This window comes from Mesorhizobium erdmanii, assembly GCF_013170725.1.
In the GTDB taxonomy this organism is placed as follows: Bacteria; Pseudomonadota; Alphaproteobacteria; order Rhizobiales; family Rhizobiaceae; genus Mesorhizobium; species Mesorhizobium erdmanii.
Genome location: NZ_CP033361.1, coordinates 4,381,359 through 4,402,800, shown reverse-complemented (window position 1 = coordinate 4,402,800; position 21,442 = coordinate 4,381,359). Strand labels below are relative to the sequence as shown.

Sequence of the window (21,442 nt, the reverse complement as noted above, 5' to 3'; positions counted from 1 at the left end):
GGGCCTGCTGGCCCGTCACATCCAGAATTCGTTGGACTGCGTTGTCTTGTCGCCGTCGAATTCCGCCTGGCGCATAGCAGCGGCCGATGGTGTCGACTGGCTTTGAGCGGCCTTGGCAGCCTTGTCGGCGTCCGCGGCTCTCAGCGCATCGAGCTTGGCCTGGGCCGCAGCTATATCTTGCCGCACCTGGGCAGCCTGAACCTGATCCTTGATCGCCTTGGCCTGGTCTTCCAGATCCTGGATCTGCTTTTCGAGCGCGGCCTCCTGGGCTGCATAGCTCGAGGAACTGGACGACGAATACTGGATTGCGGAGGACGAACCCGAGATCGCGCTGACCATGACAAATCCTTGCGTGGAGCCAGGACTTCTCATAGTCCAAACATGGTTAATAAATGTTTACCAATACCCTCGCTTTGATCAGATGTTCGCCCGCACTGCCCGGATCGCCTCGGCGATCGACAATTCGCGGTTCTCCTCGACCGCGTTGTCGTCCTCGTGGTGCCAGGCCGCCGACAGGCAGCCATAGGCGATGGCATGGTCCAGTATCGCCACAGGCGATTGCCCCAATGTGTCGGCAAAGACTTCGGCCATCTGCGCGATGCGTCGCGGATCGAGGCAGAGATCGTCGCGCTCGAGCGGATTGTAGAACATGTTGGCGGCATCGAAGCCGGGATCGCCGAGCACGCCCTTCGGGTCGATCACCAGCCAACCGCGCGGCCCGTGCAGGATGTTTTCGTGGTGGAGATCGCCATGCAGCGGCCTGATGTCATGCGGGTTGGACAGCAGCCGTTCGGCGATCGCCGCGGCCTCGACATAGAGGCTGTCATGGCCGGTGGCGTGATCGGTCGCGGCTTTCCTGAACAGGCTGGCGAACCGCTCCCTGAGCGGCTGAAGTTCGGGCGGGAAGGGGTCTTTCCCAGGCGAAAACAGTTTCGCCATCACCTCGGCCGCGATCGCGGTTGCCGCGTTGTCGCCCTGCCGGTCGAGAACGTCCGAGAGCAAGGTGTCGCCGGCATATTCGAGCAGCATTGAGTGGCCATCGCGGCCAAGCAGGCGCACCGCGCCTTCGCCGCGCCGCCAGGCAAGGAAATGCTCGCCACGCAACTCGTCGGCGACATCGTCGAACGGCTTGAGCGCCTTGACGACGGCCGGCGAGCCGTCTTCGCGGCGCACTTTCCAGATGCGGCTCGAAAAGGTTTCGGCCATGAGTTCGGGCGCGCTGACCTTCCAGCGCGCCGGGAAGGCTGGTGCGTCCGTCAAAGCCCGAGCATGAGGTCCATGTTCTGGACCGCTGCGCCCGAGGCACCCTTGCCGAGATTGTCGTAGACCGCGAGCAGCAGCGCCTGCGCGCGCTTGTCGTTGGCAAAGACATAGACCTTCATGCGGTTGGTGCCGTTGTAGATCTCGGGATCGATCTCAGGCATGCGCTCCAGATGGGCATAGGGCGCCACCTCGACCACGCCGCCCTTGATCGCGGCGAAATGGTCGGCGATTGCCGCATGAAGCTCCGCGCCTGTCGGCACATGGTCGAGGCCGCCAAGCTGCAGCGGCACCACGGTGATCATGCCTTGGGCGAAGTTGCCGACCGCCGGCTGCATGATCGGATCATGCGACAGCTTGGCATAGGCCCGCATTTCGGGCACGTGCTTGTGCTGCAGGGTCAGGCCATAGGGCAGGAACTCGGAGGCGTCCTCGCCCTTGGCGACATAATCCTCGATCATCGGCCGGCCGCCGCCCGAATAGCCCGTAATGCCGTTGACGGCGATCGGGAAGTCGGCCGGCAGCAGTCCAGCGGTGACCAGGGGCCTCAGCGTCGCGATCGGTCCCTGCGGCCAGCAGCCGGGATTGGCGATACGCTTTGCCGTGGCGATGGTCTTGGCCTGATCCTTGTCCATCTCGGCGAAGCCATAAACCCAGCCTTCGGCGACGCGATGCGCGGTGGATGCATCGATGACCTTGGTTATGTCGTTGGCGATCAGCGAGACGCTCTCCTTCGCCGCATCGTCCGGCAGGCACAGGATCGCGATATCGGCCGCATTCAGGAACTCGGCGCGCGCCGCCGTTTCCTTGCGGCGCTCGGTGGGAATGGAAATGATCTCGAGGTCGCCACGCTCGGCAAGCAGCGCCCGGATCTGCAGGCCGGTGGTGCCGTGCTCGCCGTCGATGAAGATTTTCGGTTTCATTGCCTTATCAAATTCCCTGATAGTCCGAGACTATATGCCGTTACCATGATTCACCGCGGCGCCGTTGTGGTTGCCGTTGTTCATCTCGTCCTGCCGTGCCTTCCGCTCCGCCAGCAGGCCGAGATACTGCATGGCGACCATCGATCCGGCGATCGCCGTTATATCGGCGTGATCGTAGGCCGGCGCAACCTCCACGACGTCGGCGCCGACAATATCGACCTGGTTGAGCTGGCGCAGCGTCGACAGGATCTTCGCCGACGACGGGCCGCCGGCTACAGGCGTGCCGGTTCCCGGCGCATAGGCCGGGTCGAGGCAGTCGATATCGAAGGTCAGATACGTCTTCTTGCCGCCGGTACGATCGACGATGGCGTAGGCGATGTCGGACGCACGCATCTCCTCGATTTCGTGGCCGTAAAGAATCTTGATGCCGAACGTGTCCGGCGCGTGCGTCCGGATACCGATCTGGATCGACCGATCCGGATCGATGATGCCCTCGTTCACGGCACGGCCGACGAAGGATCCGTGGTCGATGCGCTTGCCGTCATCAGGCCAGGTGTCCTGGTGCGCGTCGAACTGCACCAAAGCGAGCGGTCCGTGGATCGCGGCATGCGCCTTGAGCAGCGGCCAGGTGACGAAATGGTCGCCGCCCAGCGTCAAAAGGAAAGCGCCCGACTTCAGGATCTTGGTCGCTTCGCGCTCGATCGTGCCGGGCGTCTTCTGGTGGTTGCCCGAATCGAGCAGGCAGTCGCCATAGTCGACGACAGCGAGGTGCTCGAACAGATCGCGCGAGAACGGGTATTGCGGATCGTTGTCGAGGATCGCCGAGGCGCGGCGTATAGCCTGCGGCCCGAAACGGGCGCCGGGCCGGTTGGTGACGGCGGCGTCGAAGGGAATGCCCCACACCACAGCGTCCGCGCCCCTCACGTCCTTGGTGTATTTGCGCCGCATGAACGACAGCGCGCCGGAATAGGTCGGCTCAAGGGCCGCGCCGGTCTTGGAGCGGGCGGTGAAGGCATGGTCGATGTTCTTGGTCGCCATTACTGGTCCTCGTTTTCATCGGGGTGCAACAACTACAGAACCGGCATGGAAGATGCCAGTCACAGCTTGGGGAGACGAAACGGCGCCGCCCGGGTGCCACGGCAAGACAGGATTTGTACCATCATGACGCAGGCCGCGTTTCTTAATCCGTCCCGTGCCATGGTGTCGACCCATGCCGGTACGATAGCAGGCGAGCGCTTCCAGGTTCTCGATTCGTGGCGCGGCATCTGCGCGCTTCTTGTCGCGCTGTTTCATTTCCCCACCGCTTCCGGGATCTCGCAGAGCGCTTTCATCGGCTCGTCCTATCTTTTCGTCGACTTCTTCTTCGTCCTGTCCGGTTTTGTTATCGCCAGCAGTTATGCCGACCGGCTGAGCCAGCCTGACCAGGTCGCCCGCTTCGCCCTGGTGCGTTTCGGCCGCATCTACCCGCTGCATCTCGTCATGCTTGCCGCCTTCGCGGGCTTCGAATTGCTGCGGCTGATGCTGCCGCAACTGCATGGCACCGGCTCCGCACCCTTCACCGGCGGGTTCGATTTGAAGAGCCTGCTGGCCAATCTGCTGCTGCTTCAAGGGATGGGCTTCGAGGATCAATTGACTTGGAACGCGCCGAGCTGGAGCATTTCGGCGGAGTTCTTCGCCTATCTGTTGTTCGCCGGCGTGGTCTTCGTCGCCGGCGCGCGTGCCTGGATATGGTTCGTCGCAGCCGCCGTTACCGCGCCGCTGTTCCTGCTCGGCTTCTCCACGCATCATATGGACGTGTCCTACGATTTCGGCTTCATTCGCTGCCTCTACGGCTTCTCGCTTGGCGCCTTGCTTGCCTGGTTTCAGCATGATTCCATTGCAGGGGCACGACAGGTACTCGCCAGGGGCGGCCCGCGGCTCAACTGGACCGTTGCCGAAATCGTCATGGTGGCGGTCATCGTCGCTTTCGTCTCGCTGGCGGGCAGCAACGATTTCGGCATCGCTGCTCCGCTGGTGTTTGCGCTGGCCCTGTTTCTGTTCGCTCACGAAGGCGGCTGGATTTCCGCCCTGCTGCGAACGCCGTTCATGCTGGCGCTGGGCGCGCTGTCCTACTCGATCTACATGGTCCACATCTTCGTCCAGGCGCGGCTGATCAACATAGCCGGGCTCGTCGAGCGCAAGCTCGGCCTTGGCCTTGTCGGCGACATCGTGCTGCGCGGCTCGCCGGCCACCGGCTTCGGCGCCGGCTGGCCCGGAACCGTGGCTATCGTCGTCATGATCGTCGCCACCATCGCCCTGTCGTGGATCACCTGGCGCCTGGTCGAGATGCCGGCCATGGCCTGGTTCCGCCGGCTGTCGAAACGCATCTGACGCGGGCTTTTTGCGAAAGCCGCTAGCCGGCTTCGTTCACCTCCCTGTCACTGATATCGCCTATCCCGGTCGCGATCCGGCAAGGAGCGATTCTCGATGCGGACAATCTGGCTGGGCCTTTTGCTTTCCACGGCCCTTGCAGCCTTATCAGGCCAGGCATTGGCCGGCGAAACCCGCGCCAGGCAGATCCTCGACCGCTTCGAACATGCCAACCAGTGGCGCGACCATGTCATGGTGGCCGCGCACCGGGCCGGCAGCATGCAGGCCGGTAAGACGCTCTATGCGGAAAACTCGCTCGCGGCCGTCGAAGGCTCGATCGCCATCGGCGCCGAGATCGTCGAGGTCGACATCAGGCGCTCGAAGGACGGCGAGTTCGTCGTCATGCACGACAGCTGGCTCGATCGCACCACGACCTGCAAGGGCGAAGTGGTCAAGTACACGCTGACCGAACTCAAGGACTGCCGACTGGTGATCGAGGGCACTCGCGCCGTCACCGACGAGAGGGTCTCGACACTGCGCGAGATGCTGCTGGCGACCAGGGGCAGGATCCTCATCAACCTCGACAACAAGCTCGAAGTCGACGACCTCCCGGGAATGATCGCGGTGGCGCGTGATCTCGGCATGGCCGATCATGTCATCGTCAAGGAGAACCTCTGGAACCAGACCAGGATCACCGCCGTCAAATCAGCCATGGCTGCGATTCCCGGCGGCTTCCAGTTCATGCCGATCATTGCCGATGACGCGGTACATGATGCCGGTTTCTCGGAGACCGTCGACCACGCTTTTGCGCCGCGCGCGATCGAACTGATCAACTGGCGGGCTGGCGCCGAAACGCTGACCGAGACGGGCGGGCCGCTGTTCAGCACGCGCATGCGCGCCGCCGCCGTGCGGGGCAACTGGCACATCTGGGCCGACACTTACGCCATCGTCAACAAGCCGGGCGGCTTCCTGGCCGGCGGCCGTGGCGACGAACTGGCGGTCCAGGCCAGCCTGCCGCGCGAAGCCTGGGGGTTCTGGGCCGATCGCGGCGCCACCATCATCCAGACCGACGAGCCAAAGGCGGCAATCGACTGGCTGACGGCGAACGGCTACCGCGTGCCCTATACCGGGACCAGCGACCGCATCGAGCCCGCCGCGACCGCCAGCATCAATTGATTTGTCGTGACTGATATCCCGGCCTAGTTGTCGCGGGCCGTCGTCTCCTGACGCAACGGTGTCAGGGTAAAACCGTTATCCATGGGCATGCCCGATACCATGGTTTCCAGCCGCCCCGCAGCCTATGCCGCCACCATCGCCGCGACCAGTCTCGGCTTTGTTGTGGTGCAACTCGATGTCTCCATCGTCAACGTTGCTCTCAACAGGATCGGCGCGGCGCTGTCGATGGGCATAGGCGGCCTGCAATGGGTCGTCGACGCCTATACGCTTGCCTTCGCCTCGCTGCTGCTAGCCGGCGGCGCGCTCGGCGACAGGATCGGCGCCCGCCGCGTGTTCGTCGGCGGCATGGCGCTGTTCAGCTTGGCTTCCCTGGCCTGCGGGCTGGCGCAGAGCCCCTGGGTGCTGATCGCGGCGCGCGCCGTGCAGGGCGCGGGCGCCGCCTTGCTGATGCCGTGTTCGCTGGCGCTGCTCAATAGCGCTTATGCTTCCGACAAACCGCGCCGCGCCCGCGCCGTCGGTCTGTGGACGGCGGCGGGCGGCATCGCGCTGTCGGCCGGGCCTGTCCTTGGCGGCTTCATGATTGCGTCGCTGGGCTGGGCCAGCATCTTCCTGGTCAATTTGCCGATCGGCGTTCTCGCCATCTGGATGGCCTACCGGTTTCTTCAGGAGACACCGCTCAAGGCCGAGCGGCCGCCGGTCGACTGGGCCGGGCAGGGGCTTGTCGTGCTGACGCTGTTTTCGCTGACTGGCGCCTTCATCGAAACCGGCTCGTCGGGCTGGATCTCGATGCCGGTCATCGGCGGGCTGCTATTGGCGGTGGTCGCCGGAAGCCTGTTCCTGCTGGTCGAGAGCCGGACCAAGGCGCCCATGTTTCCACTGAACCTGTTTGCCACCCGTGTGCCGGCGGTGACGAGCCTCGTTGGGCTGGCGGTCAATTTGACGCTTTATGGCACGATCTTCATGCTCAGCCTGTATTTCCAGCAGGAAAGGCATTTCACGCCTGAAATAACCGGGCTTGCCTTCCTGCCGTTCATGGCGGCGGTCACCGTGTCGAACATTGCCGCCGGGGGCATCGCCGCGACCCATGGCCCGCGCTTGCCGATGGCGATCGGCCTGCTTCTCGGTGCGGCTGGTTTCGGCCTGATGGCGCTGATCCAGACCGATACGTCCTACCTGTCGTTGCTGTGGCGGCTGCTGTTCCTGCCGGTCGGCATTGGCCTTGCCGTGCCCGCCATGACCACGGCGCTGTTGTCGTCGGTGCCGACGGGGATGTCGGGAACGGCCTCCGGCGTGCTCAACACTGTGCGCCAGTCGGGCGGAGCAATTGGCGTCGCGCTGTTCGGCTCGGCTTTGGCGATGGGCACCATCCAGGGCATGCAGCTTGCCTTCCTTGCCTCGGCTTTCGCCGTGGCTGGCGCGGCCCTCTGCGCATTCCTGTTCATCCGCGACGCCGATCATTCCGCCGGATAGGAATTCGCCATGCAAAAAGGCTGCCCGGAGGCGGCCTTTTCGATTGTTCGAAACTGCGAAGCGCTTAGCTCTTGGGAAACTGGAAGGAACGGCGGGCTTTCGCCTTGCCGTAAGCAGCGACGTAAGGCGTCGCACGCATTAAGCGGCCTTTCGTCCCTTGATGGCCGTCGACCAGGCGTGAACCGTGATCGCTCCCGTGGCGCTTGCCGGCAGTCTGTCCTTTAGTCGGCGTTTCAGCTCCGCGTTCTCCGCATCCGACAGCTTCGCCACGATTCCGCTTGGGCTGCTCACGACCATGGATAGCCAATAATCGTCGAAGTCAGCGAAGGTGCGTTCGACGACAAGCTCGCGCGTCTCGATATCGCGGATGCCGAGCTCCGTCCAAAGCGCCTTCAGCGCCGCGAAACGCGAGACCTCCGCGCTCGGCGGACGTGCGGCCGGTTTGCCCATCGCGTCCATCTCCTCCCACAGATGCTGCGTAGGGGTGCCGCCGCGCATGACGTCCCAGGTGTAGGACGCGACAATGCCGCCGGGCTTGGTGACGCGGAGCATTTCCGAGGCGCCCTTGCGCGGGTCGGGGACGAAGAACAGCACCAGCGCCATCACCGCGACGTCGAAGCGGTTGGCGTCGTAGGGAAGGGCCATCGCATCGCCAATCGACAGCTCGACCTGCTTTGCCGAAATCTTTTGCCGAGCAGTCGCAATCTGCGCGTCGGAGGGATCGATCGCGCAAACGGACGAAGGGGCGGCCTTCGCTAGAATGAGCTCAGTGAAGGCGCCGTTGCCGGCACCGACATCAACCCAGGCCCGTCCGGAGTCCGGCGCCAGCCAGTCAAGGAACAAAGCTCCGGCGGATCGGCTCCAGGGAGCCATGAAGCGCTCGTAAGCCGCGCCGTCGGTGAATTTGATCGGTTCGGGTGACGACATCTGAGTTCTCACCTAAGAATCACCTATCCAAATATCCTTTGGACCGACAAGGCAGATCCCTGTTTCGTAGCATGGTGCCGCGCAGCGCGCGACGGGCCGCAGCAAATTTCCCGAGCCATTTCCGATGCGACGCGCTTTAAGGATGCGCAATGCAAAAAGGCCGCCCGGAGGCGGCCTTTTCGATTGTCCAAAAACTGCGGAGCGCTTAGCGCTTCGAGAACTGGAAGCTGCGGCGGGCCTTCGCCTTGCCGTACTTCTTGCGCTCGACGACGCGGCTGTCGCGGGTCAGGAAGCCGCCCTTCTTGAGTACGGCGCGCAGCGCCGGCTCGTAGTAGGTCAGCGCCTTGGAGATGCCGTGACGAACGGCACCCGCCTGGCCGGAGAGGCCGCCGCCGACGACCGTGGCGACGATATCGTACTGGCCGGCACGGTTGGAGGCGATGATCGGCTGGTTGAGGATCATCTGCAGGACCGGACGTGCGAAATAGGTCGCGAATTCCTTGTCGTTGACGACGATCTTGCCGGAACCCGGCTTCACCCAGACGCGCGCGATGGCGTTCTTGCGCTTGCCGGTGGCATAGGCGCGGCCCGACTTGTCGAGCTTCTGGACGTGGACGGGGGCTGCGGCCTGGGTGTTGGTGTTGCCCGTGGCGGCGCCCAGTTCTGCGAGCGAGGAAAGCTCAGCCATCTTATGCGACCTTCTTGTTCTTGGAATTCAGCTTGGCCACGTCGAGGACTTCTGGCTGCTGGGCGACATGCGGATGCTCGGCACCTGCATAGACGCGCAGGTTCTTCATCTGGCGACGGCCGAGCGGGCCACGCGGGACCATACGCTCAACGGCCTTCTCGACGACACGCTCGGGGAAACGGCCCTCGAGCAGCTGGCGCGCGGTGCGCTCCTTGATGCCGCCGGGGTGCCCGGTGTGCCAGTAATAGACCTTGTCGGTGAACTTCTTGCCGGTGAACACCACCTTGTCGGCATTGATGACGATGACATTGTCGCCGTCGTCGACATGCGGGGTGAAGGTCGGCTTGTGCTTGCCGCGAAGATGATTGGCGATGACAGTGGCCAGACGACCGACGACGAGACCTTCCGCGTCGATCAGGATCCACTTCTTCACCACATCCGCAGGCTTCTGCGAAAAGGTTGTCATGTTTTCTGCTCTCGATTTAGACCTTCAAAGCGAAGGCGTTTCTTGTTGCTTGGATTGGCGATGAGCATTTGCCCGCTGCCAATAACAAAACGGCGGCCTTTGCGGGCCGCTGTTTCGTGAGGGCTTATAGGCGAGGGGAGCGATCGCGTCAAGGCGATGGAAAAGTCCAGTAATTGATAAAATACAGCAAAAACAATGCTTTAGATAAAAGGTATTATTTTACCACATCGCCATTGCGCTTGGGTGGGATCGAATAGGTGCCCGTGGCATGCGCGATCGTGTGTCCCTCCGGGCCGGCGACGATGTCGATGTCGAACACCATCAGGCTCTTTCCCAGCTTCAGGATGCGGCAATGGCCGTCGATTGGTCCGGCCTCGGCCTTGCGCATGAAGTTGATGTTGAGGTTGGTGGTGACGGAAAGCGCGTCCGGTCCGGCATGGCTGAGCACGCAGACATAGCCGCCAATATCGGCCAGCGTGAACAGCGACGGACCGGATACGGTCCCGCCGGGGCGCAGATGCCGGTCGGCGGCATTGAGCCGCACCGTGCAGCCTCCCCGAAACACGTCGATCGCTTCGAAGTATTTGAACTGCTCGTTGAGCTGGGGATAGACGGTTTCCATCAGCACATTGACTTGCGCTGCGGTCAGCACCGGCATGAGGTTGGTCTGGGCGGGCATGTCGATCTCTCATTCTGCGCCAGCCTGTATGGGCGCAGCCGGGCGTTTCTGGCAACACCCTTCATCTCGGGCGACACGGTCGCTTTTGCTGGCGCAAGCGATGGATGTTGGATGCAACCCGATCCGATATTAGATACTCTGCCAGCCCGACCGGAATCGTGGAGACCCTAGCCATGGCTGAAATTCTTGCCATAAAGCCTGTCGCTGTCGAAGGGCCGGTCACGACCAGGCTAGACAAGGGCGTGCTGTACCTGGCGCTCGCCAATCCGCCCGCCAACGCGCTGTCACTGGCCGCGATGGCGGCGCTGACGGCGGAACTCGACCGCGCCAGGAAGGACAAAGCCGTTCGCGTCATCGTGCTGTCGGCGGCCGGGAAAGTGTTCTGCGCCGGCCATGATTTGAAGGAAATGACCGCGCGCCGCGCCGACGCCGATCGCGGCAAGGCCTTCTTCGAACAAACATTTGCCGCTTGCGCCACGCTGATGCAGGCGATCGTGCGCCATCCCTTGCCTGTCATCGCCGAAGTCGACGGCCTGGCGACCGCCGCCGGGCTGCAGCTGGTCGCCAGCTGCGACCTGGCGATCGCCTCGCATGAGGCGACCTTCTGCACGCCGGGGGTCAATATCGGCCTGTTCTGCTCGACGCCGATGGTGGCGCTGTCGCGCAACGTCTCGCGCAAGCACGCAATGGAAATGCTTTTGACCGGCGAGACGATCGACGCGGCAACCGCCAAGGACTTCGGCCTCGTCAACCGCGTCGTACCGCGCGAATACCTGAATCAGATCGTCACCAAATACGCGCAAACCATTGCTTCCAAATCATCTTTGGTGGTCAAGACCGGCAAGGAAGCCTTCTACGCGCAGGCCGAGATGGGACTGGCCGACGCCTACGCCCATACCGGTCGTGTCATGGTCGAGAACATGATGGCGCGCGACGCGGAGGAAGGCATGGGCGCCTTCATCGGCAAACGCAAACCGGAATGGACGGACGAGTAGGCTGTTCGACCATGGAACCGCGCATCTCCATCATCACGGTCGCAACCGACGACCTTGATCGCGCCGTGCGTTTCTACCAAGCCATGGGGCTGAAACGGCATGCCGGCATCACCGACGGTGTCGCCTTCTTCCAGATGGGCGGGGCCATTCTCGGCCTGTTCCCGCGCGAAAGCGCCGAGGAGGATTCTGGCATCACCTTCGCCAGGGCGCCTTCCGCCGTTTATCTCGCCTATAACACCCGCTCCGACGCCGAGGTTGACGAAGTGCTCGCCATGGCCGAGAACGCCGGCGGCCATATCGTCAAGCCGGCTGGCCGCGCTTTTTGGGGCGGCTGGTACGGCTATTTCGCCGACGCCGACGGCCACGTCTGGGAAGTGGCACACAATCCGGCGTTCCCGATAGCGGAAGACGGCACGATTTCGCTGCCTGATTGATGGCTTACCGCAAGCAGCTGACGCGGCTCAAGGCACCGTACCTCAAGCGCATCCTGCTCGACCCCGAGCGGGTGACGGACTGGGAAAAATACCCCTGGAACCTGCCGCTGTTTCGCGGCCACACGTTCGAACTCGAATTCACAACGCCGATCACCATCATCGTCGGCGAGAACGGCACCGGCAAATCGACACTGCTGGAGGCGATCGGCGCGCTCGCCGGTTATGACGAAGCTGGAGGCGGCAAGGGCTACCGGCCCGTCGACCATTCCAGTGCCATCGACAAAAGCGGTGCCGCGCTGGCGAATACATTTCGCGGCCACTGGCTGCCAAAAGTCACCGCTGGCTGGTTTTTTCGCGCCGAATCTTTTTATTCGGTGGCCCGCTACCTCGATCAGGCGGCGCTGGAAGACCCGTTCAAGCCGCCGCCGCCGGATTTTCTGTCCTGGTCGCATGGCGAGGGGTTTATCCGCTTCTTCGAGGAGCGCTGCCGCCGGCAAGGCATCTATATCCTCGACGAGCCTGAAAGCGCGCTGTCGCCATCGCGGCAGATCGAATTGCTCAAGATGCTGCGGCGCATGGACCAGTCGGGCACCGCGCAAGTCATCATGGCGACGCACTCGCCGCTGCTGATGGCCTGTCCCGGTGCCCAACTTTTCCGGATCAGCCGGTTCGGGCTCGAGCCCTCCGACTTTCGTGACACGGACCACTTCCGCATGATGCGCGATTTCAGCAATGACCCGGATGGCTTTCTCGCCGAGGCGCTGTATGAGGACAAGGCATGAACCACGATAGCTACGACAATGCCTACATCGGCGGCATCCTCAATTCGGTGAAGACCATCGCCATGGTCGGTGCGTCAGCCAATGACGTCAGGCCAAGCTATTTCGTGCTGAAATACCTGTTGGCAAAGGGGTTTTCGGTGTTCCCTGTCAATCCCGGCCAGGCCGGCAAGGAGATCCTCGGCCGGATGACCTATGCCCGGCTGGCCGACATTCCGGAGCCGATCGACATGGTCGACGTCTTTCGCGCCGCAACTGCGGTGCCCGGCGTCGTCGAAGAGGTGTTGCGGCTCGATCCGCTTCCGAAAGTCATCTGGATGCAACTTGGTGTTCGCCACGACGAGGCGGCGGCCCGCGCCGAGGCCGCCGGCATCAAGGTGGTGATGAACCGCTGCCCCAAGATCGAGTATGGCAAGCTTTCCGGCGAGATCGGCTGGACCGGCGTCAATTCCGGCGTGCTGTCTTCGAAGAAGCCGTTGATGCGCCAGGGCTTCCAGAGTTTTGGCGTGCGTCAGAAGTGACGCGATCCCGAGATTTCGGCACCCCTTTTCGGACCGGAAGTCCAATCACCCGCTAGCGCGCAAAATTATTCCTGGAAGCAAATGAGTTTCCCGCGCGTTCATCTCAGATCGCTCACCAAAAGGTATTTTCTTCTTTGCATTCGCACACGGGCTTCGCCAAGAATGCCCCGCGATTTCATGAGTTTCAAAAAGGGAGGTTTCAGTGACCCGTTCGCCCGGTTTCAACACGCTCGCCGTCCATGCCGGCGCCAAACCCGATCCGGCCACCGGCGCACGCGCCACGCCGATCTACCAGACCACCTCCTTCGTCTTCGACGATGCCGACCACGCCGCCTCGCTGTTTGGCCTCAAGGCGTTCGGCAATATCTACACCCGCATCATGAACCCGACGCAGGCCGTGCTCGAAGAGCGCGTGGCCGCACTCGAGGGTGGCACGGCGGCCCTTGCGGTCGCATCCGGCCACGCTGCACAGGTCATCGTGTTCCACAATCTGATGCAGCCTGGCGATAATTTCGTCGCCGCGACGAGGCTCTATGGCGGCTCGATCAATCAGTTCGGCCACGCTTTCAAGAACTATGGCTGGGAGGTGCGTTGGGCCGACACCAACGACATCTCCACCTTCGAGAGCCAGATCGACGCCAGGACCAAGGCGATCTTCATCGAGAGCCTGGCCAATCCGGGCGGCACTTTCGTCGATATCGAGAAGATCGGCGAGATCGCCCGCAAGCACGGCCTGCCGCTGATCGTCGACAACACGCTGGCCTCGCCCTATCTGATCCGGCCGATCGAGCACGGCGCCGACATCGTCGTCCATTCTCTGACCAAGTTCATCGGCGGCCATGGCAATTCGATCGGCGGCGTCATTGTCGATGGCGGCACGTTCGACTGGTCGAAGTCCGGCAAATACCCGATGCTGTCGGAACCGCGCCCCGAATATGGCGGTCTCGTCCTGCACGAGACCTTCGGCAATTTCGCCTTCGCCATCGCCGCGCGCGTGCTCGGCCTGCGCGACCTCGGCCCGGCGATCTCGCCCTTCAACGCTTTCCTCATCCTGACCGGCCTCGAAACCTTGCCGCTGCGCATGCAGCGCCACTGCGACAACGCCGTTACGGTCGCTGGCTGGCTGTCCAACCACCCCAAGGTGGCCTGGGTGAACTATCCCGGCTTGCCCAGCGACAAGAACAACGCGCTGCAGAAGAAATACTCGCCGCTGGGCGCCGGCGCCGTCTTCACCTTCGGCCTCAAAGGCGGCTACGAGGCCGGCGTCAAATTCGTCGAGGCGCTCGAACTGTTCTCGCACCTGGCCAATGTCGGCGACACCAAGTCGCTGGTCATCCATCCGGCCTCGACCACCCACCGCCAGCTTTCCGACGAGCAGAAGGTCAAGGCCGGAGCCGGCCCAGACACGGTGCGGCTTTCCGTCGGCATCGAGGATGTCACCGACATCGTCGCCGACCTCGAACAGGCGCTCGCGAAGGTCTGATTTCGATGGCCGAACCGACGTTTCTCAGCATCGGCGTCGACGCTGTCGACGCCGAATCCGGCGCGCCGGCGCCGGATCGCCTGATCTCGGGCGATCCGAAATTCCGCACCTGGAATGTCGAGGAGCGCGACGGCGGCCTCTATGCCGGTATCTGGGAATCGACCCCCGGCAAGTGGCGCATCGTCTATGACGAATGGGAATTCTGCCACATCCTGACGGGCGTTTCGGTGATCGCCGAGGACGGCGGCGAAGCCCGCACCGTCAGCGCCGGCGACAGTTTCGTGCTGCGGCCGGGCTTCAAGGGCAGCTGGGAAGTGCTTGAAACGACTCGCAAGGAGTATGTGATCAAGCTGTGATCACTTCGCCGGGAACTGGCTCAGGCAAGCTTCCGACGCCTTGTCGTGCGCAGCCAGCAAATCGGCGTCCTGTGCTTCGATCTCGGCGTCCGACACCTCGTCGCGGTAATATTGCGCCAGAAGGTCGAGGCCCTCCTGGCCGACGCCATAGGTCGGGATCTCCCGGGCGAGGCAGCCGCAAAGTGCGAGGGCGCGGTCCGGCGATCCGGTCTTGTGGTTGGTCAGGATGAAATCCTGTGCTGGGCAGGCATCGAGAAAGGCCCCGAAATCCAGCTTCTGCTGTGGCTGGTCGCCATGGTTGAAGTAGGCCGGCGGCCATTGGCTCTTGCCGATCGCGACGTCGCAGCCGGTCACGACATCCTCGGCGATCTTCGACAGTACGACCCAGGCCTCGCCCTTTTCGCCGGTGGGGTATTCGAAATTTTCGCCCAGCGAGGCCGCATAGCTGTCGAGATCGGCCTGTTTGAGGTCGATCTGCTGGAACCGATTGAGCTGGCATTGGCAGGCCGCCGGCGCGCTGTCCGCCTGCTGGCCGGACCTGTTCTTCTGGCAGGCCTCGACAAAGGCGGCGCCGTCGAGCGACGAGGCTGGAAAGGTGGACGCATCGACATAGCGTGTTCCATCCCAGGCGATCGTCATCCTGTCCGACTGGATCTCCAGAAAGCCGTTCCGCTTGAAAGCGCTGAGCGCGATCTTGTCCTGCGGCACCAGCCGCGCGCCGGGGATGTCGCCAAGAACCTCATGATAACTGTCGCCTTCCAGGACAAACAGGAAATTGCCGCATGTTTTGCCATCGCAGCCGGGCGCGTAGCGGTAGGCGAAGATCTCAGGCAAGCCGTCGAGATTGAGGTCGACCTCGATGGCGAAGGATGCCAGCGGCAGGCCTTTCGATCCGGTCTGCCGCTCCAGCAGGCCTATCGCCATTTTCTGGGCGATGGCCATGCTGTTCTCCCAGGGGATGTTTTCGGGCTGTTGCTGGGCGCCCGCCGGTCCCAGCCAGGCGCTTAGCAACGCCAGGGCGAACATCGTCGCCGGTCTCCACAACAGTCTCATCGCGCAACCCCAGGCCCGCGATCGTTCAGAAGCCGACGGCGAGCGTTTCCAGCCCATGGAAATGGTAAGTGTCGCGGAAGCGGGGCTGTTCGGCAAGATGCAGTCGCGGGTGCCGTTCGAACAAGGTCTTTAGCGACACCTGCAATTCGAGCCGGGCCAGCGGCGCGCCGATGCAGAAATGGATGCCGGCGCCGAAGGACACGTTCTTCTGGTCTGTCCTATCAGGCCGGAAGGCCTGCGGTTCGGCAAAGGCGCGCGGATCATGATTGGCCATGCCGAGCAGAAGCCCGATCGTCTGTCCCGGCTGCACGACGATGCCGGGCGCCACTTCGATCTCCTGATAGGCGTAGCGCGTGAACATGTGCAAAGGCGCGTCGAAGCGCAGGCATTCCTCGACGGTTGCCGCCGTTGCTTCCTCCGACGTGAAGAAGCGGCTGGGGTCGTCGCCTTGCGCCAGGATCGAGCGCACCGCATTGCCGGTTTGATGCACCGTCGCTTCGTGGCCGGCATTGAGCAGCAGGATGGCGGAGGACACCATCTCGTCCTCCGACAGTTTCTGCCCGTCCTCCTGCGCCGAAATCAGCAGCGACAGCAGGTCGTCACCGGGATTCTTGCGCCGCTCGGTAACGTAGCCGCGCAGGAAATCGGCAAATTCACCTGCGGCCAGGTTGGCTGTCTCCTCGGTCTCGCGCGTACGCCCATGGATATACATGGCGACCATTTGATGGGACCAGTCGAGCAGTTGCGGCCCCATTTCGACCGGTACGCCGAGCATTTCGGCGATGATGGTGATCGGCAGGGGCGAAGCGAAGGCGGGCAAAAGGTCGACGGGACCTCTCGGATCAAACCGGTCGATCAACTCGTGGGCCAGCGCTTCGACACGTGGCCGCAGCCGCTCGACCTGACGCGAGACGAAGGCGCGGTTGACCAGCGTCCTCAGCCGCGTATGCACCGGCGGTTCCAGCTCAAGCATCGAATTGGCTTCGATGCCATCAAATGCCCTGAGATGGCTTCGATCCTGGCCGATGCCACGGCTGTCAGGAATGCCGGCCGGGTTTTGGCGGCCAAAGCGGCGGTCGCGCAGCAGCCGGTTGACATCGTCGAAGCCGCCAAAGCACCAGAAGCCGAATTCCTCCCAGTAAAACGCATTTGAGACGCCGTGCAGAAAGCCATAGGCGTCGTACGGGTTCAGGAAGAAGGCCGGCTCGTGCGGGTCGAGCTGCAGCTGGCGGGTGGCTGGATCAAAGGCCAGATAGGGGGGCGTCAATTCGGTCATGCCAGACCCATAGCGCGGCTTGCCAGCCTCATTCCAGACCATATGTTGGCGGCCAATGAACTAAGTTTTGGCAGCGCATGAGTTGGGCCAGCCAGCGCAGTTGCGGAAGGTCTCCACGGATGAATGTGATCGTCGTCGGCGCGGGTATTGCCGGTCTCTCCACCGCATGGTCGCTGGTCAAGGCCGGCCACAGCGTTTCCATCGTCGAGCAGGGGCCTATTCCCAATCCGTTGGCGGCGTCAGGCGACCACCATCGCATCATCCGCCGCGCCTACCGGCCCGGAACCGGCTATGGAAGGTTGATCACCGAAGCTTATGAGGCCTGGGACGAGATGTGGGCCGATCTCGGTGAAAGCCACCTTGATCCCAGGGGATTTGTCTGCATTTCGCGCGAGCCCGGCGACGAAGCCGAGGAATATCGCGAAGGCCTGGAACAGGGAAACTTTCCGTTCGAATTGCTCGAGCCGGACGCGGCCGTCGAGCGCTGGCCGTTTCTGGAAGCTGGGTCGTTCCGCTACGCATACTTTTCGCCGGAAGGCGGCGCATTGCATTGCCGCAAGATCGCCTCCGGCCTGGCGAAGTGGCTGCGCGCCAACAGCGCCAATGTCTACGAGCACAGCAAGGTGGCGGAAGTCGATGCCGAGGCCGGCCAAATCGTGCTGGAAAGCGGCGAGACGATGCAGGCCGACCGCGTTGTCGTTACCGCCGGCGCCTGGGTGTTGAAGCTCTTTCCAGAACTCGGTCTTGAACTGAAGACCTATCGCACGGCGCTAGCCTATGTCGAACCGCCCGCCGACCTCAAGGCGGCATGGGAGATCGCGCCCGTCATTCTCGACGTTGGCGGCAAGACCGACGGCTACATGATCCCACTCACCCGTGGCGCCGGCATGAAGTTCGGCTCCGGCCTGCACAAGGCGCCGACCAGCGACGCCGACTGGAACCGTGATCCGGTGGCGGGCGAGGGGGAGGCGATCCGCAACCTGTTTTCGCCGCCGATCGCTCGCATCGAGGAGTATGAGGTGACGGAGGTCGTCACATGCGCCTACACGTTCACGGCGGATGAAAAATTCCTGGCGCACGAGAAGGGCAAGTGCCTGATTGTCTCGGCCTGCTCCGGCCACGGCTATAAGTTCGGCGCGGCTGTCGGCAGGCGCGTTGCCGCGGCCATCGGCGGCGGTGGTGTCGCTGGCCTGAAGCAATGGTTGCGGGCCGAAACAGCCTGAGCGCCCGCCCGAATTGGTCGTGGCCCCGATTAGTCCTGGCAATGCCTGGGGATATGCACACGCCGCCAACCTGACGACCCTTCGCGCACCAGCACGCGGCGCGCGACGGTCTGGTAGGAAGCGGGGACATCGATGACGCGCCTCTGCTCCGGCCGCACCAGCACCTCCTCGGCGATCCTGTCATACTGCGCCGGGATGACGACGCGCCGCGTACGCTCCGGCTGGATCACCACCGTCTCGGCGACACGATCATAGCGTGCATTGTGCCAGATCTTGCACAGCACACGGCGGCCATGGATGACGCGCCATTCCCAGGAGTAGCCGCCGCCATTGACCCTGACGGTGTGGTAGACGGTCCGGGTGATGGCCGGAACCACCTCATATTGAACCTGCGCCGGAACGGTCATGACCACACGTTCGCGCGTGCCGTAGATGGGCGGGTCATAGTCGACCTGCTGGCCGGGCGGGCTGACCATCACATCGTCGTAGACCGTGTCGTAGACATCGGGCGTGCGGACCGGCTCGTAGCATTCGACGGCGCGGCCGCCGGCCGCAGTCTGCGAAGTCGCGCCGAGCATGGCCAGCCCGGCAATGGCGAAGGATGCGCTTCTCCTGGACATGACACTCCCCCTGTTTGAACTTAGACACAAGTTCAACGTTGAATTGTAAGGGAAGCGGTCCCGCAGAAAAGCGGTTTCGCCGCATTTCGTTAAGTGACGCGGTTAAGAAATTGCTACGCTGCCGCCCAATACCGTGTGCTGCAGGCCGGAGCGGGCGTCGGGCGGTGCGAATCCTTGGCTGTAAAGCTTGATTCGACTTACCCAGATGGCTAGGACGGGTCGGCCTTGCACAAGGATGAGCCGGCATCCTATCTACGGAACAACGATCCAGAACCGATTCTGCCCGATCCGCCAGCGTTCCCGGCGCCGGAATCCCACCGCGAGATAAGAGATATCAGATGAAGAACCCCGTCGAAACCTACATGAACCTCGTTCCGATGGTGGTCGAACAGACCAATCGCGGCGAGCGGGCCTACGACATCTTCTCCCGCCTCCTGAAGGAGCGCATCATTTTCATCACCGGTCCGGTCGAGGACGGCATGGCGACGCTGGTCTGCGCGCAGCTCCTGTTCCTCGAAGCCGAGAACCCGAAGAAGGAAATCAACCTTTACATCAATTCGCCGGGCGGCGTCGTCACCTCGGGCATGGCGATCTACGACACCATGCAGTTTATCAAGCCGGCGGTATCGACGCTCTGCATCGGCCAGGCGGCCTCGATGGGCTCGCTGCTGCTGACCGCCGGCCAAAAGGACATGCGTTTCGCCACGCCGAACGCCCGCATCATGGTTCACCAGCCGTCCGGCGGCTTCCAGGGTCAGGCCTCCGACATCGAGCGCCACGCCATGGATATCGTCAAGCTGAAGCGCCGCCTCAACGAGATCTATGTCAAGCACACCGGCAAGAGCTACGAGGAGATTGAGCGCACGCTCGACCGCGACCATTTCATGACCGCCGACGAAGCCAAGGATTTCGGCCTCATCGACAAGGTCATCTCATCGCGCGAGCCGGTTGAAGGCGCCGTGGCATAAGGGCTGGGTGGCAGTTGGATGACACCATCACGCGCTTTTGGCGCGTCTTGCGGCATTTCGGCCACAATTGGCTGTTCCCTCGACGATCGGGATTGCCTACGTTAAGGCTATGTTGATTTTCGACGGCTTAGCTTTGTGTGGGGTTGCTGCGAATCATTGCCACGTTTTCTGATTTGTGTTTCGTACGGAATACGTTGCGGGAGCCGGGACACTGGCGGCGGCGGATTCCCGCGATAAATAGAGTATGCGCCCTTTCAGCCAGACCATCGGCGGGCGGCGATGAAAGGACAGGAAAATGAGCAAGGTCGGCAACAACAGCGGTGACTCGAAGAACACGCTTTATTGCTCGTTTTGCGGCAAAAGCCAGCATGAGGTGCGCAAGCTGATCGCCGGTCCGACGGTCTTCATCTGCGACGAGTGCGTCGAGCTTTGCATGGACATCATCCGCGAGGAGAACAAAACCTCGATGGTGAAGTCGCGCGAGGGCGTGCCGACACCGCAGGAGATCCTCAAGGTTCTTGACGACTACGTCATCGGCCAGCCCTACGCCAAGCGCGTGCTGTCGGTGGCCGTGCACAACCACTACAAGCGCCTCGCGCATGCCGGCAAGAACAACGACGTCGAACTGGCCAAGTCCAACATCCTGCTGATCGGCCCGACCGGCTGCGGCAAGACGCTGCTGGCGCAGACGCTGGCCCGCATCATCGACGTGCCCTTCACCATGGCGGATGCCACGACGCTCACCGAAGCCGGTTATGTCGGCGAGGACGTCGAGAACATCATCCTGAAGCTGCTGCAGTCGGCCGACTACAATGTCGAGCGCGCCCAGCGCGGCATCGTCTACATCGACGAGATCGACAAGATTTCGCGCAAGTCCGACAATCCCTCGATCACCCGCGACGTGTCGGGCGAGGGCGTGCAGCAGGCGCTGTTGAAGATCATGGAAGGCACGGTCGCCTCCGTGCCGCCGCAGGGCGGCAGGAAGCATCCGCAGCAGGAGTTCCTGCAGGTCGACACCGCCAACATCCTGTTCATCTGCGGCGGTGCCTTCGCCGGGCTGGACAAGATCATCTCGGATCGCGGCAGAAAAACCTCGATCGGTTTCGGCGCCATCGTCGCTTCGCCGGAGGATCGCCGCACCGGTGATGTCTTCCGCCTGGTCGAGTCGGAGGATCTCCTGAAGTTCGGTCTCATTCCGGAGTTTGTCGGCCGCCTACCGGTCCTGGCGACGCTGGAGGACCTCGACGAGCCGGCGCTGATCCAGATCCTGACCGAGCCGAAGAACGCCCTGGTCAAGCAGTATCAGCGTCTGTTCGAGATGGAAAATGTCGACCTGACCTTCCACGAGAACGCGCTCTCGGCAATCGCCAAGCGCGCGATCGAGCGCAAGACCGGCGCGCGCGGCCTGCGCTCGATCATGGAAGCGATCCTGCTCGACACCATGTTCGAACTGCCCGCGCTCGAAGGCGTGCGCGAAGTGGTGATTTCGGAGGAAGTGGTGACTGGCAGCGCCCGGCCGCTCTACATCTATTCCGAACAGAAGGAAAAGAAGGGCAATGTCAGCGCCTGACATGGCGCTTGACCCGATATTTTTGTGGAACGGCGCCGTTGCGGCGCCGTTTTGCTTTGACGGCACGCAACCTTGGGCGATGGAGTGGATTGCGGACGATGTTAACTCTTGATCTTTGCCCCGCCTGCATCCACCTAACACTGGAAGGCCGAGGTGCCCGATTTCGTGCTGTAAAACTCCCGTCACAAACGGTGGTAGGCGGAACGATCCCCGGTCGTTAATATGA

Annotated in this window: 23 protein-coding genes; 12 read left to right on the top strand and 11 right to left on the bottom strand. The window is 62.8% G+C overall.

Going from position 1 to position 21,442, the window contains the following annotated elements; all coding sequences use genetic code 11:
• Positions 1 to 15 precede the first annotated feature (15 nt).
• The 4 genes from EB233_RS21505 to speB all read right to left on the bottom strand — a co-directional run bounded on the left by EB233_RS21505 (position 16) and on the right by speB (position 3,221).
• A complete protein-coding gene (locus EB233_RS21505) occupies positions 16 to 339 on the bottom strand; it encodes a hypothetical protein (protein ID WP_064991594.1) in 324 nt (107 codons plus the stop codon).
• 78 nt (positions 340 to 417) lie between these two features.
• On the bottom strand, positions 418 to 1,260 hold the full coding sequence (locus EB233_RS21500; RefSeq protein WP_081294281.1) for an aminoglycoside phosphotransferase family protein: 843 nt from the start codon (positions 1,258 to 1,260) through the stop codon (positions 418 to 420).
• Positions 1,257 to 2,183 (bottom strand): N-acetyl-gamma-glutamyl-phosphate reductase, encoded by a 927-nt coding sequence (gene argC, locus EB233_RS21495; protein WP_064991593.1) that lies wholly within the window; start codon positions 2,181 to 2,183, stop codon positions 1,257 to 1,259. Before argC ends, EB233_RS21500 begins: the two co-directional genes overlap by 4 nt.
• A 30-nt stretch (positions 2,184 to 2,213) precedes the next feature.
• Entirely contained in the window at positions 2,214 to 3,221 is a 1,008-nt protein-coding gene (gene speB / locus EB233_RS21490) for an agmatinase (protein ID WP_064991592.1), read from the bottom strand.
• A 123-nt stretch (positions 3,222 to 3,344) separates the two neighbouring features.
• Between speB and EB233_RS21485 the strand changes: the two genes are divergently transcribed.
• From EB233_RS21485 to EB233_RS21475, 3 genes are all read left to right on the top strand, one after another.
• Positions 3,345 to 4,553, top strand: coding sequence for an acyltransferase family protein (locus tag EB233_RS21485; protein WP_064991591.1), 1,209 nt, complete (start codon positions 3,345 to 3,347; stop codon positions 4,551 to 4,553).
• Between the two features lie 96 nt (positions 4,554 to 4,649).
• Positions 4,650 to 5,708, top strand: a complete 1,059-nt coding sequence (locus EB233_RS21480) for a glycerophosphodiester phosphodiesterase family protein (RefSeq protein WP_064991590.1) — start codon at positions 4,650 to 4,652, stop codon at positions 5,706 to 5,708.
• Positions 5,709 to 5,789: 81 nt separating this feature from the next.
• The gene (locus EB233_RS21475) at positions 5,790 to 7,178 is read left to right on the top strand and encodes an MFS transporter (RefSeq protein WP_244277802.1); all 1,389 of its coding nucleotides are present in this window, start codon (positions 5,790 to 5,792) and stop codon (positions 7,176 to 7,178) included.
• A gap of 138 nt (positions 7,179 to 7,316) precedes the next feature.
• Here the strand turns inward: EB233_RS21475 and EB233_RS21470 are convergent, their stop codons facing one another.
• The 4 genes from EB233_RS21470 to EB233_RS21455 form a co-directional block, all read right to left on the bottom strand.
• The gene (locus tag EB233_RS21470) at positions 7,317 to 8,105 is read right to left on the bottom strand and encodes a class I SAM-dependent methyltransferase (protein ID WP_064991589.1); all 789 of its coding nucleotides are present in this window, start codon (positions 8,103 to 8,105) and stop codon (positions 7,317 to 7,319) included.
• Positions 8,106 to 8,310: 205 nt separating this feature from the next.
• A complete protein-coding gene (rpsI, locus tag EB233_RS21465) occupies positions 8,311 to 8,793 on the bottom strand; it encodes a 30S ribosomal protein S9 (RefSeq protein ID WP_013895952.1) in 483 nt (160 codons plus the stop codon).
• A 1-nt stretch (position 8,794) separates the two neighbouring features.
• On the bottom strand, positions 8,795 to 9,259 hold the full coding sequence (rplM, locus tag EB233_RS21460) for a 50S ribosomal protein L13 (RefSeq protein WP_010915638.1): 465 nt from the start codon (positions 9,257 to 9,259) through the stop codon (positions 8,795 to 8,797).
• A gap of 214 nt (positions 9,260 to 9,473) precedes the next feature.
• Positions 9,474 to 9,938: a PaaI family thioesterase gene (locus EB233_RS21455; RefSeq protein ID WP_064991588.1), complete on the bottom strand. Its 465-nt coding sequence runs from the start codon at positions 9,936 to 9,938 to the stop codon at positions 9,474 to 9,476.
• 173 nt (positions 9,939 to 10,111) lie between these two features.
• Here EB233_RS21455 and EB233_RS21450 point away from each other — a divergent pair, with 173 nt between their 5' ends.
• From EB233_RS21450 to EB233_RS21425, 6 genes are all read left to right on the top strand, one after another.
• Positions 10,112 to 10,933 (top strand): enoyl-CoA hydratase, encoded by an 822-nt coding sequence (locus EB233_RS21450; protein ID WP_064991587.1) that lies wholly within the window; start codon positions 10,112 to 10,114, stop codon positions 10,931 to 10,933.
• 11 nt (positions 10,934 to 10,944) lie between these two features.
• Entirely contained in the window at positions 10,945 to 11,367 is a 423-nt protein-coding gene (locus tag EB233_RS21445) for a VOC family protein (RefSeq protein WP_064991586.1), read from the top strand.
• On the top strand, positions 11,367 to 12,149 hold the full coding sequence (locus EB233_RS21440) for an AAA family ATPase (protein WP_064991585.1): 783 nt from the start codon (positions 11,367 to 11,369) through the stop codon (positions 12,147 to 12,149). Before EB233_RS21445 ends, EB233_RS21440 begins: the two co-directional genes overlap by 1 nt.
• A complete protein-coding gene (locus tag EB233_RS21435) occupies positions 12,146 to 12,667 on the top strand; it encodes a CoA-binding protein (RefSeq protein WP_027051567.1) in 522 nt (173 codons plus the stop codon). Before EB233_RS21440 ends, EB233_RS21435 begins: the two co-directional genes overlap by 4 nt.
• Positions 12,668 to 12,869: 202 nt before the next feature.
• Complete coding sequence (locus tag EB233_RS21430; RefSeq protein ID WP_064991584.1) at positions 12,870 to 14,150, top strand: O-acetylhomoserine aminocarboxypropyltransferase; 1,281 nt, start codon at positions 12,870 to 12,872, stop codon at positions 14,148 to 14,150.
• 5 nt (positions 14,151 to 14,155) lie between these two features.
• Positions 14,156 to 14,506, top strand: a complete 351-nt coding sequence (locus tag EB233_RS21425) for a cupin domain-containing protein (RefSeq protein ID WP_081294280.1) — start codon at positions 14,156 to 14,158, stop codon at positions 14,504 to 14,506.
• Here EB233_RS21425 and EB233_RS21420 read toward each other — a convergent pair whose 3' ends face one another.
• Both EB233_RS21420 and EB233_RS21415 read right to left on the bottom strand, forming a co-directional pair.
• Positions 14,507 to 15,559, bottom strand: coding sequence for a hypothetical protein (locus EB233_RS21420; RefSeq protein WP_244277801.1), 1,053 nt, complete (start codon positions 15,557 to 15,559; stop codon positions 14,507 to 14,509).
• Positions 15,560 to 15,584: 25 nt separating this feature from the next.
• On the bottom strand, positions 15,585 to 16,835 hold the full coding sequence (locus tag EB233_RS21415; RefSeq protein WP_064991674.1) for a cytochrome P450: 1,251 nt from the start codon (positions 16,833 to 16,835) through the stop codon (positions 15,585 to 15,587).
• A gap of 119 nt (positions 16,836 to 16,954) precedes the next feature.
• Here EB233_RS21415 and EB233_RS21410 point away from each other — a divergent pair, with 119 nt between their 5' ends.
• Complete coding sequence (locus EB233_RS21410; protein ID WP_064991583.1) at positions 16,955 to 18,058, top strand: NAD(P)/FAD-dependent oxidoreductase; 1,104 nt, start codon at positions 16,955 to 16,957, stop codon at positions 18,056 to 18,058.
• Between the two features lie 29 nt (positions 18,059 to 18,087).
• Here the strand turns inward: EB233_RS21410 and EB233_RS21405 are convergent, their stop codons facing one another.
• A complete protein-coding gene (locus EB233_RS21405; protein ID WP_064991582.1) occupies positions 18,088 to 18,678 on the bottom strand; it encodes a hypothetical protein in 591 nt (196 codons plus the stop codon).
• Positions 18,679 to 19,016: 338 nt separating this feature from the next.
• On the opposite strand from EB233_RS21405, the gene clpP reads away from it, so the two are divergent.
• Positions 19,017 to 19,646: an ATP-dependent Clp endopeptidase proteolytic subunit ClpP gene (gene clpP, locus EB233_RS21400; RefSeq protein ID WP_064991581.1), complete on the top strand. Its 630-nt coding sequence runs from the start codon at positions 19,017 to 19,019 to the stop codon at positions 19,644 to 19,646.
• A gap of 295 nt (positions 19,647 to 19,941) precedes the next feature.
• The gene (gene clpX / locus EB233_RS21395; protein WP_064991580.1) at positions 19,942 to 21,216 is read left to right on the top strand and encodes an ATP-dependent Clp protease ATP-binding subunit ClpX; all 1,275 of its coding nucleotides are present in this window, start codon (positions 19,942 to 19,944) and stop codon (positions 21,214 to 21,216) included.
• The last annotated feature ends 226 nt before the right edge of the window (positions 21,217 to 21,442 follow it).

Coding starts and splice junctions, on each gene's coding strand:
- argC (WP_064991593.1), bottom strand. CDS start 2,183: ATGAAACCGAAAATCTTCATCGACGGCGAGCACGGCACCACCGGCCTG.
- EB233_RS21410 (WP_064991583.1), top strand. CDS start 16,955: ATGAATGTGATCGTCGTCGGCGCGGGTATTGCCGGTCTCTCCACCGCA.
- EB233_RS21455 (WP_064991588.1), bottom strand. CDS start 9,938: ATGCCCGCCCAGACCAACCTCATGCCGGTGCTGACCGCAGCGCAAGTC.
- EB233_RS21440 (WP_064991585.1), top strand. CDS start 11,367: ATGGCTTACCGCAAGCAGCTGACGCGGCTCAAGGCACCGTACCTCAAG.
- rpsI (WP_013895952.1), bottom strand. CDS start 8,793: ATGGCTGAGCTTTCCTCGCTCGCAGAACTGGGCGCCGCCACGGGCAAC.
- EB233_RS21420 (WP_244277801.1), bottom strand. CDS start 15,559: ATGAGACTGTTGTGGAGACCGGCGACGATGTTCGCCCTGGCGTTGCTA.
- clpP (WP_064991581.1), top strand. CDS start 19,017: ATGAAGAACCCCGTCGAAACCTACATGAACCTCGTTCCGATGGTGGTC.
- EB233_RS21415 (WP_064991674.1), bottom strand. CDS start 16,835: ATGACCGAATTGACGCCCCCCTATCTGGCCTTTGATCCAGCCACCCGC.
- EB233_RS21470 (WP_064991589.1), bottom strand. CDS start 8,105: ATGTCGTCACCCGAACCGATCAAATTCACCGACGGCGCGGCTTACGAG.
- EB233_RS21425 (WP_081294280.1), top strand. CDS start 14,156: ATGGCCGAACCGACGTTTCTCAGCATCGGCGTCGACGCTGTCGACGCC.
- EB233_RS21405 (WP_064991582.1), bottom strand. CDS start 18,678: ATGTCCAGGAGAAGCGCATCCTTCGCCATTGCCGGGCTGGCCATGCTC.
- rplM (WP_010915638.1), bottom strand. CDS start 9,259: ATGACAACCTTTTCGCAGAAGCCTGCGGATGTGGTGAAGAAGTGGATC.
- speB (WP_064991592.1), bottom strand. CDS start 3,221: ATGGCGACCAAGAACATCGACCATGCCTTCACCGCCCGCTCCAAGACC.
- EB233_RS21505 (WP_064991594.1), bottom strand. CDS start 339: ATGGTCAGCGCGATCTCGGGTTCGTCCTCCGCAATCCAGTATTCGTCG.
- EB233_RS21445 (WP_064991586.1), top strand. CDS start 10,945: ATGGAACCGCGCATCTCCATCATCACGGTCGCAACCGACGACCTTGAT.
- EB233_RS21485 (WP_064991591.1), top strand. CDS start 3,345: ATGACGCAGGCCGCGTTTCTTAATCCGTCCCGTGCCATGGTGTCGACC.
- EB233_RS21480 (WP_064991590.1), top strand. CDS start 4,650: ATGCGGACAATCTGGCTGGGCCTTTTGCTTTCCACGGCCCTTGCAGCC.
- clpX (WP_064991580.1), top strand. CDS start 19,942: ATGAGCAAGGTCGGCAACAACAGCGGTGACTCGAAGAACACGCTTTAT.
- EB233_RS21450 (WP_064991587.1), top strand. CDS start 10,112: ATGGCTGAAATTCTTGCCATAAAGCCTGTCGCTGTCGAAGGGCCGGTC.
- EB233_RS21475 (WP_244277802.1), top strand. CDS start 5,790: ATGGGCATGCCCGATACCATGGTTTCCAGCCGCCCCGCAGCCTATGCC.
- EB233_RS21435 (WP_027051567.1), top strand. CDS start 12,146: ATGAACCACGATAGCTACGACAATGCCTACATCGGCGGCATCCTCAAT.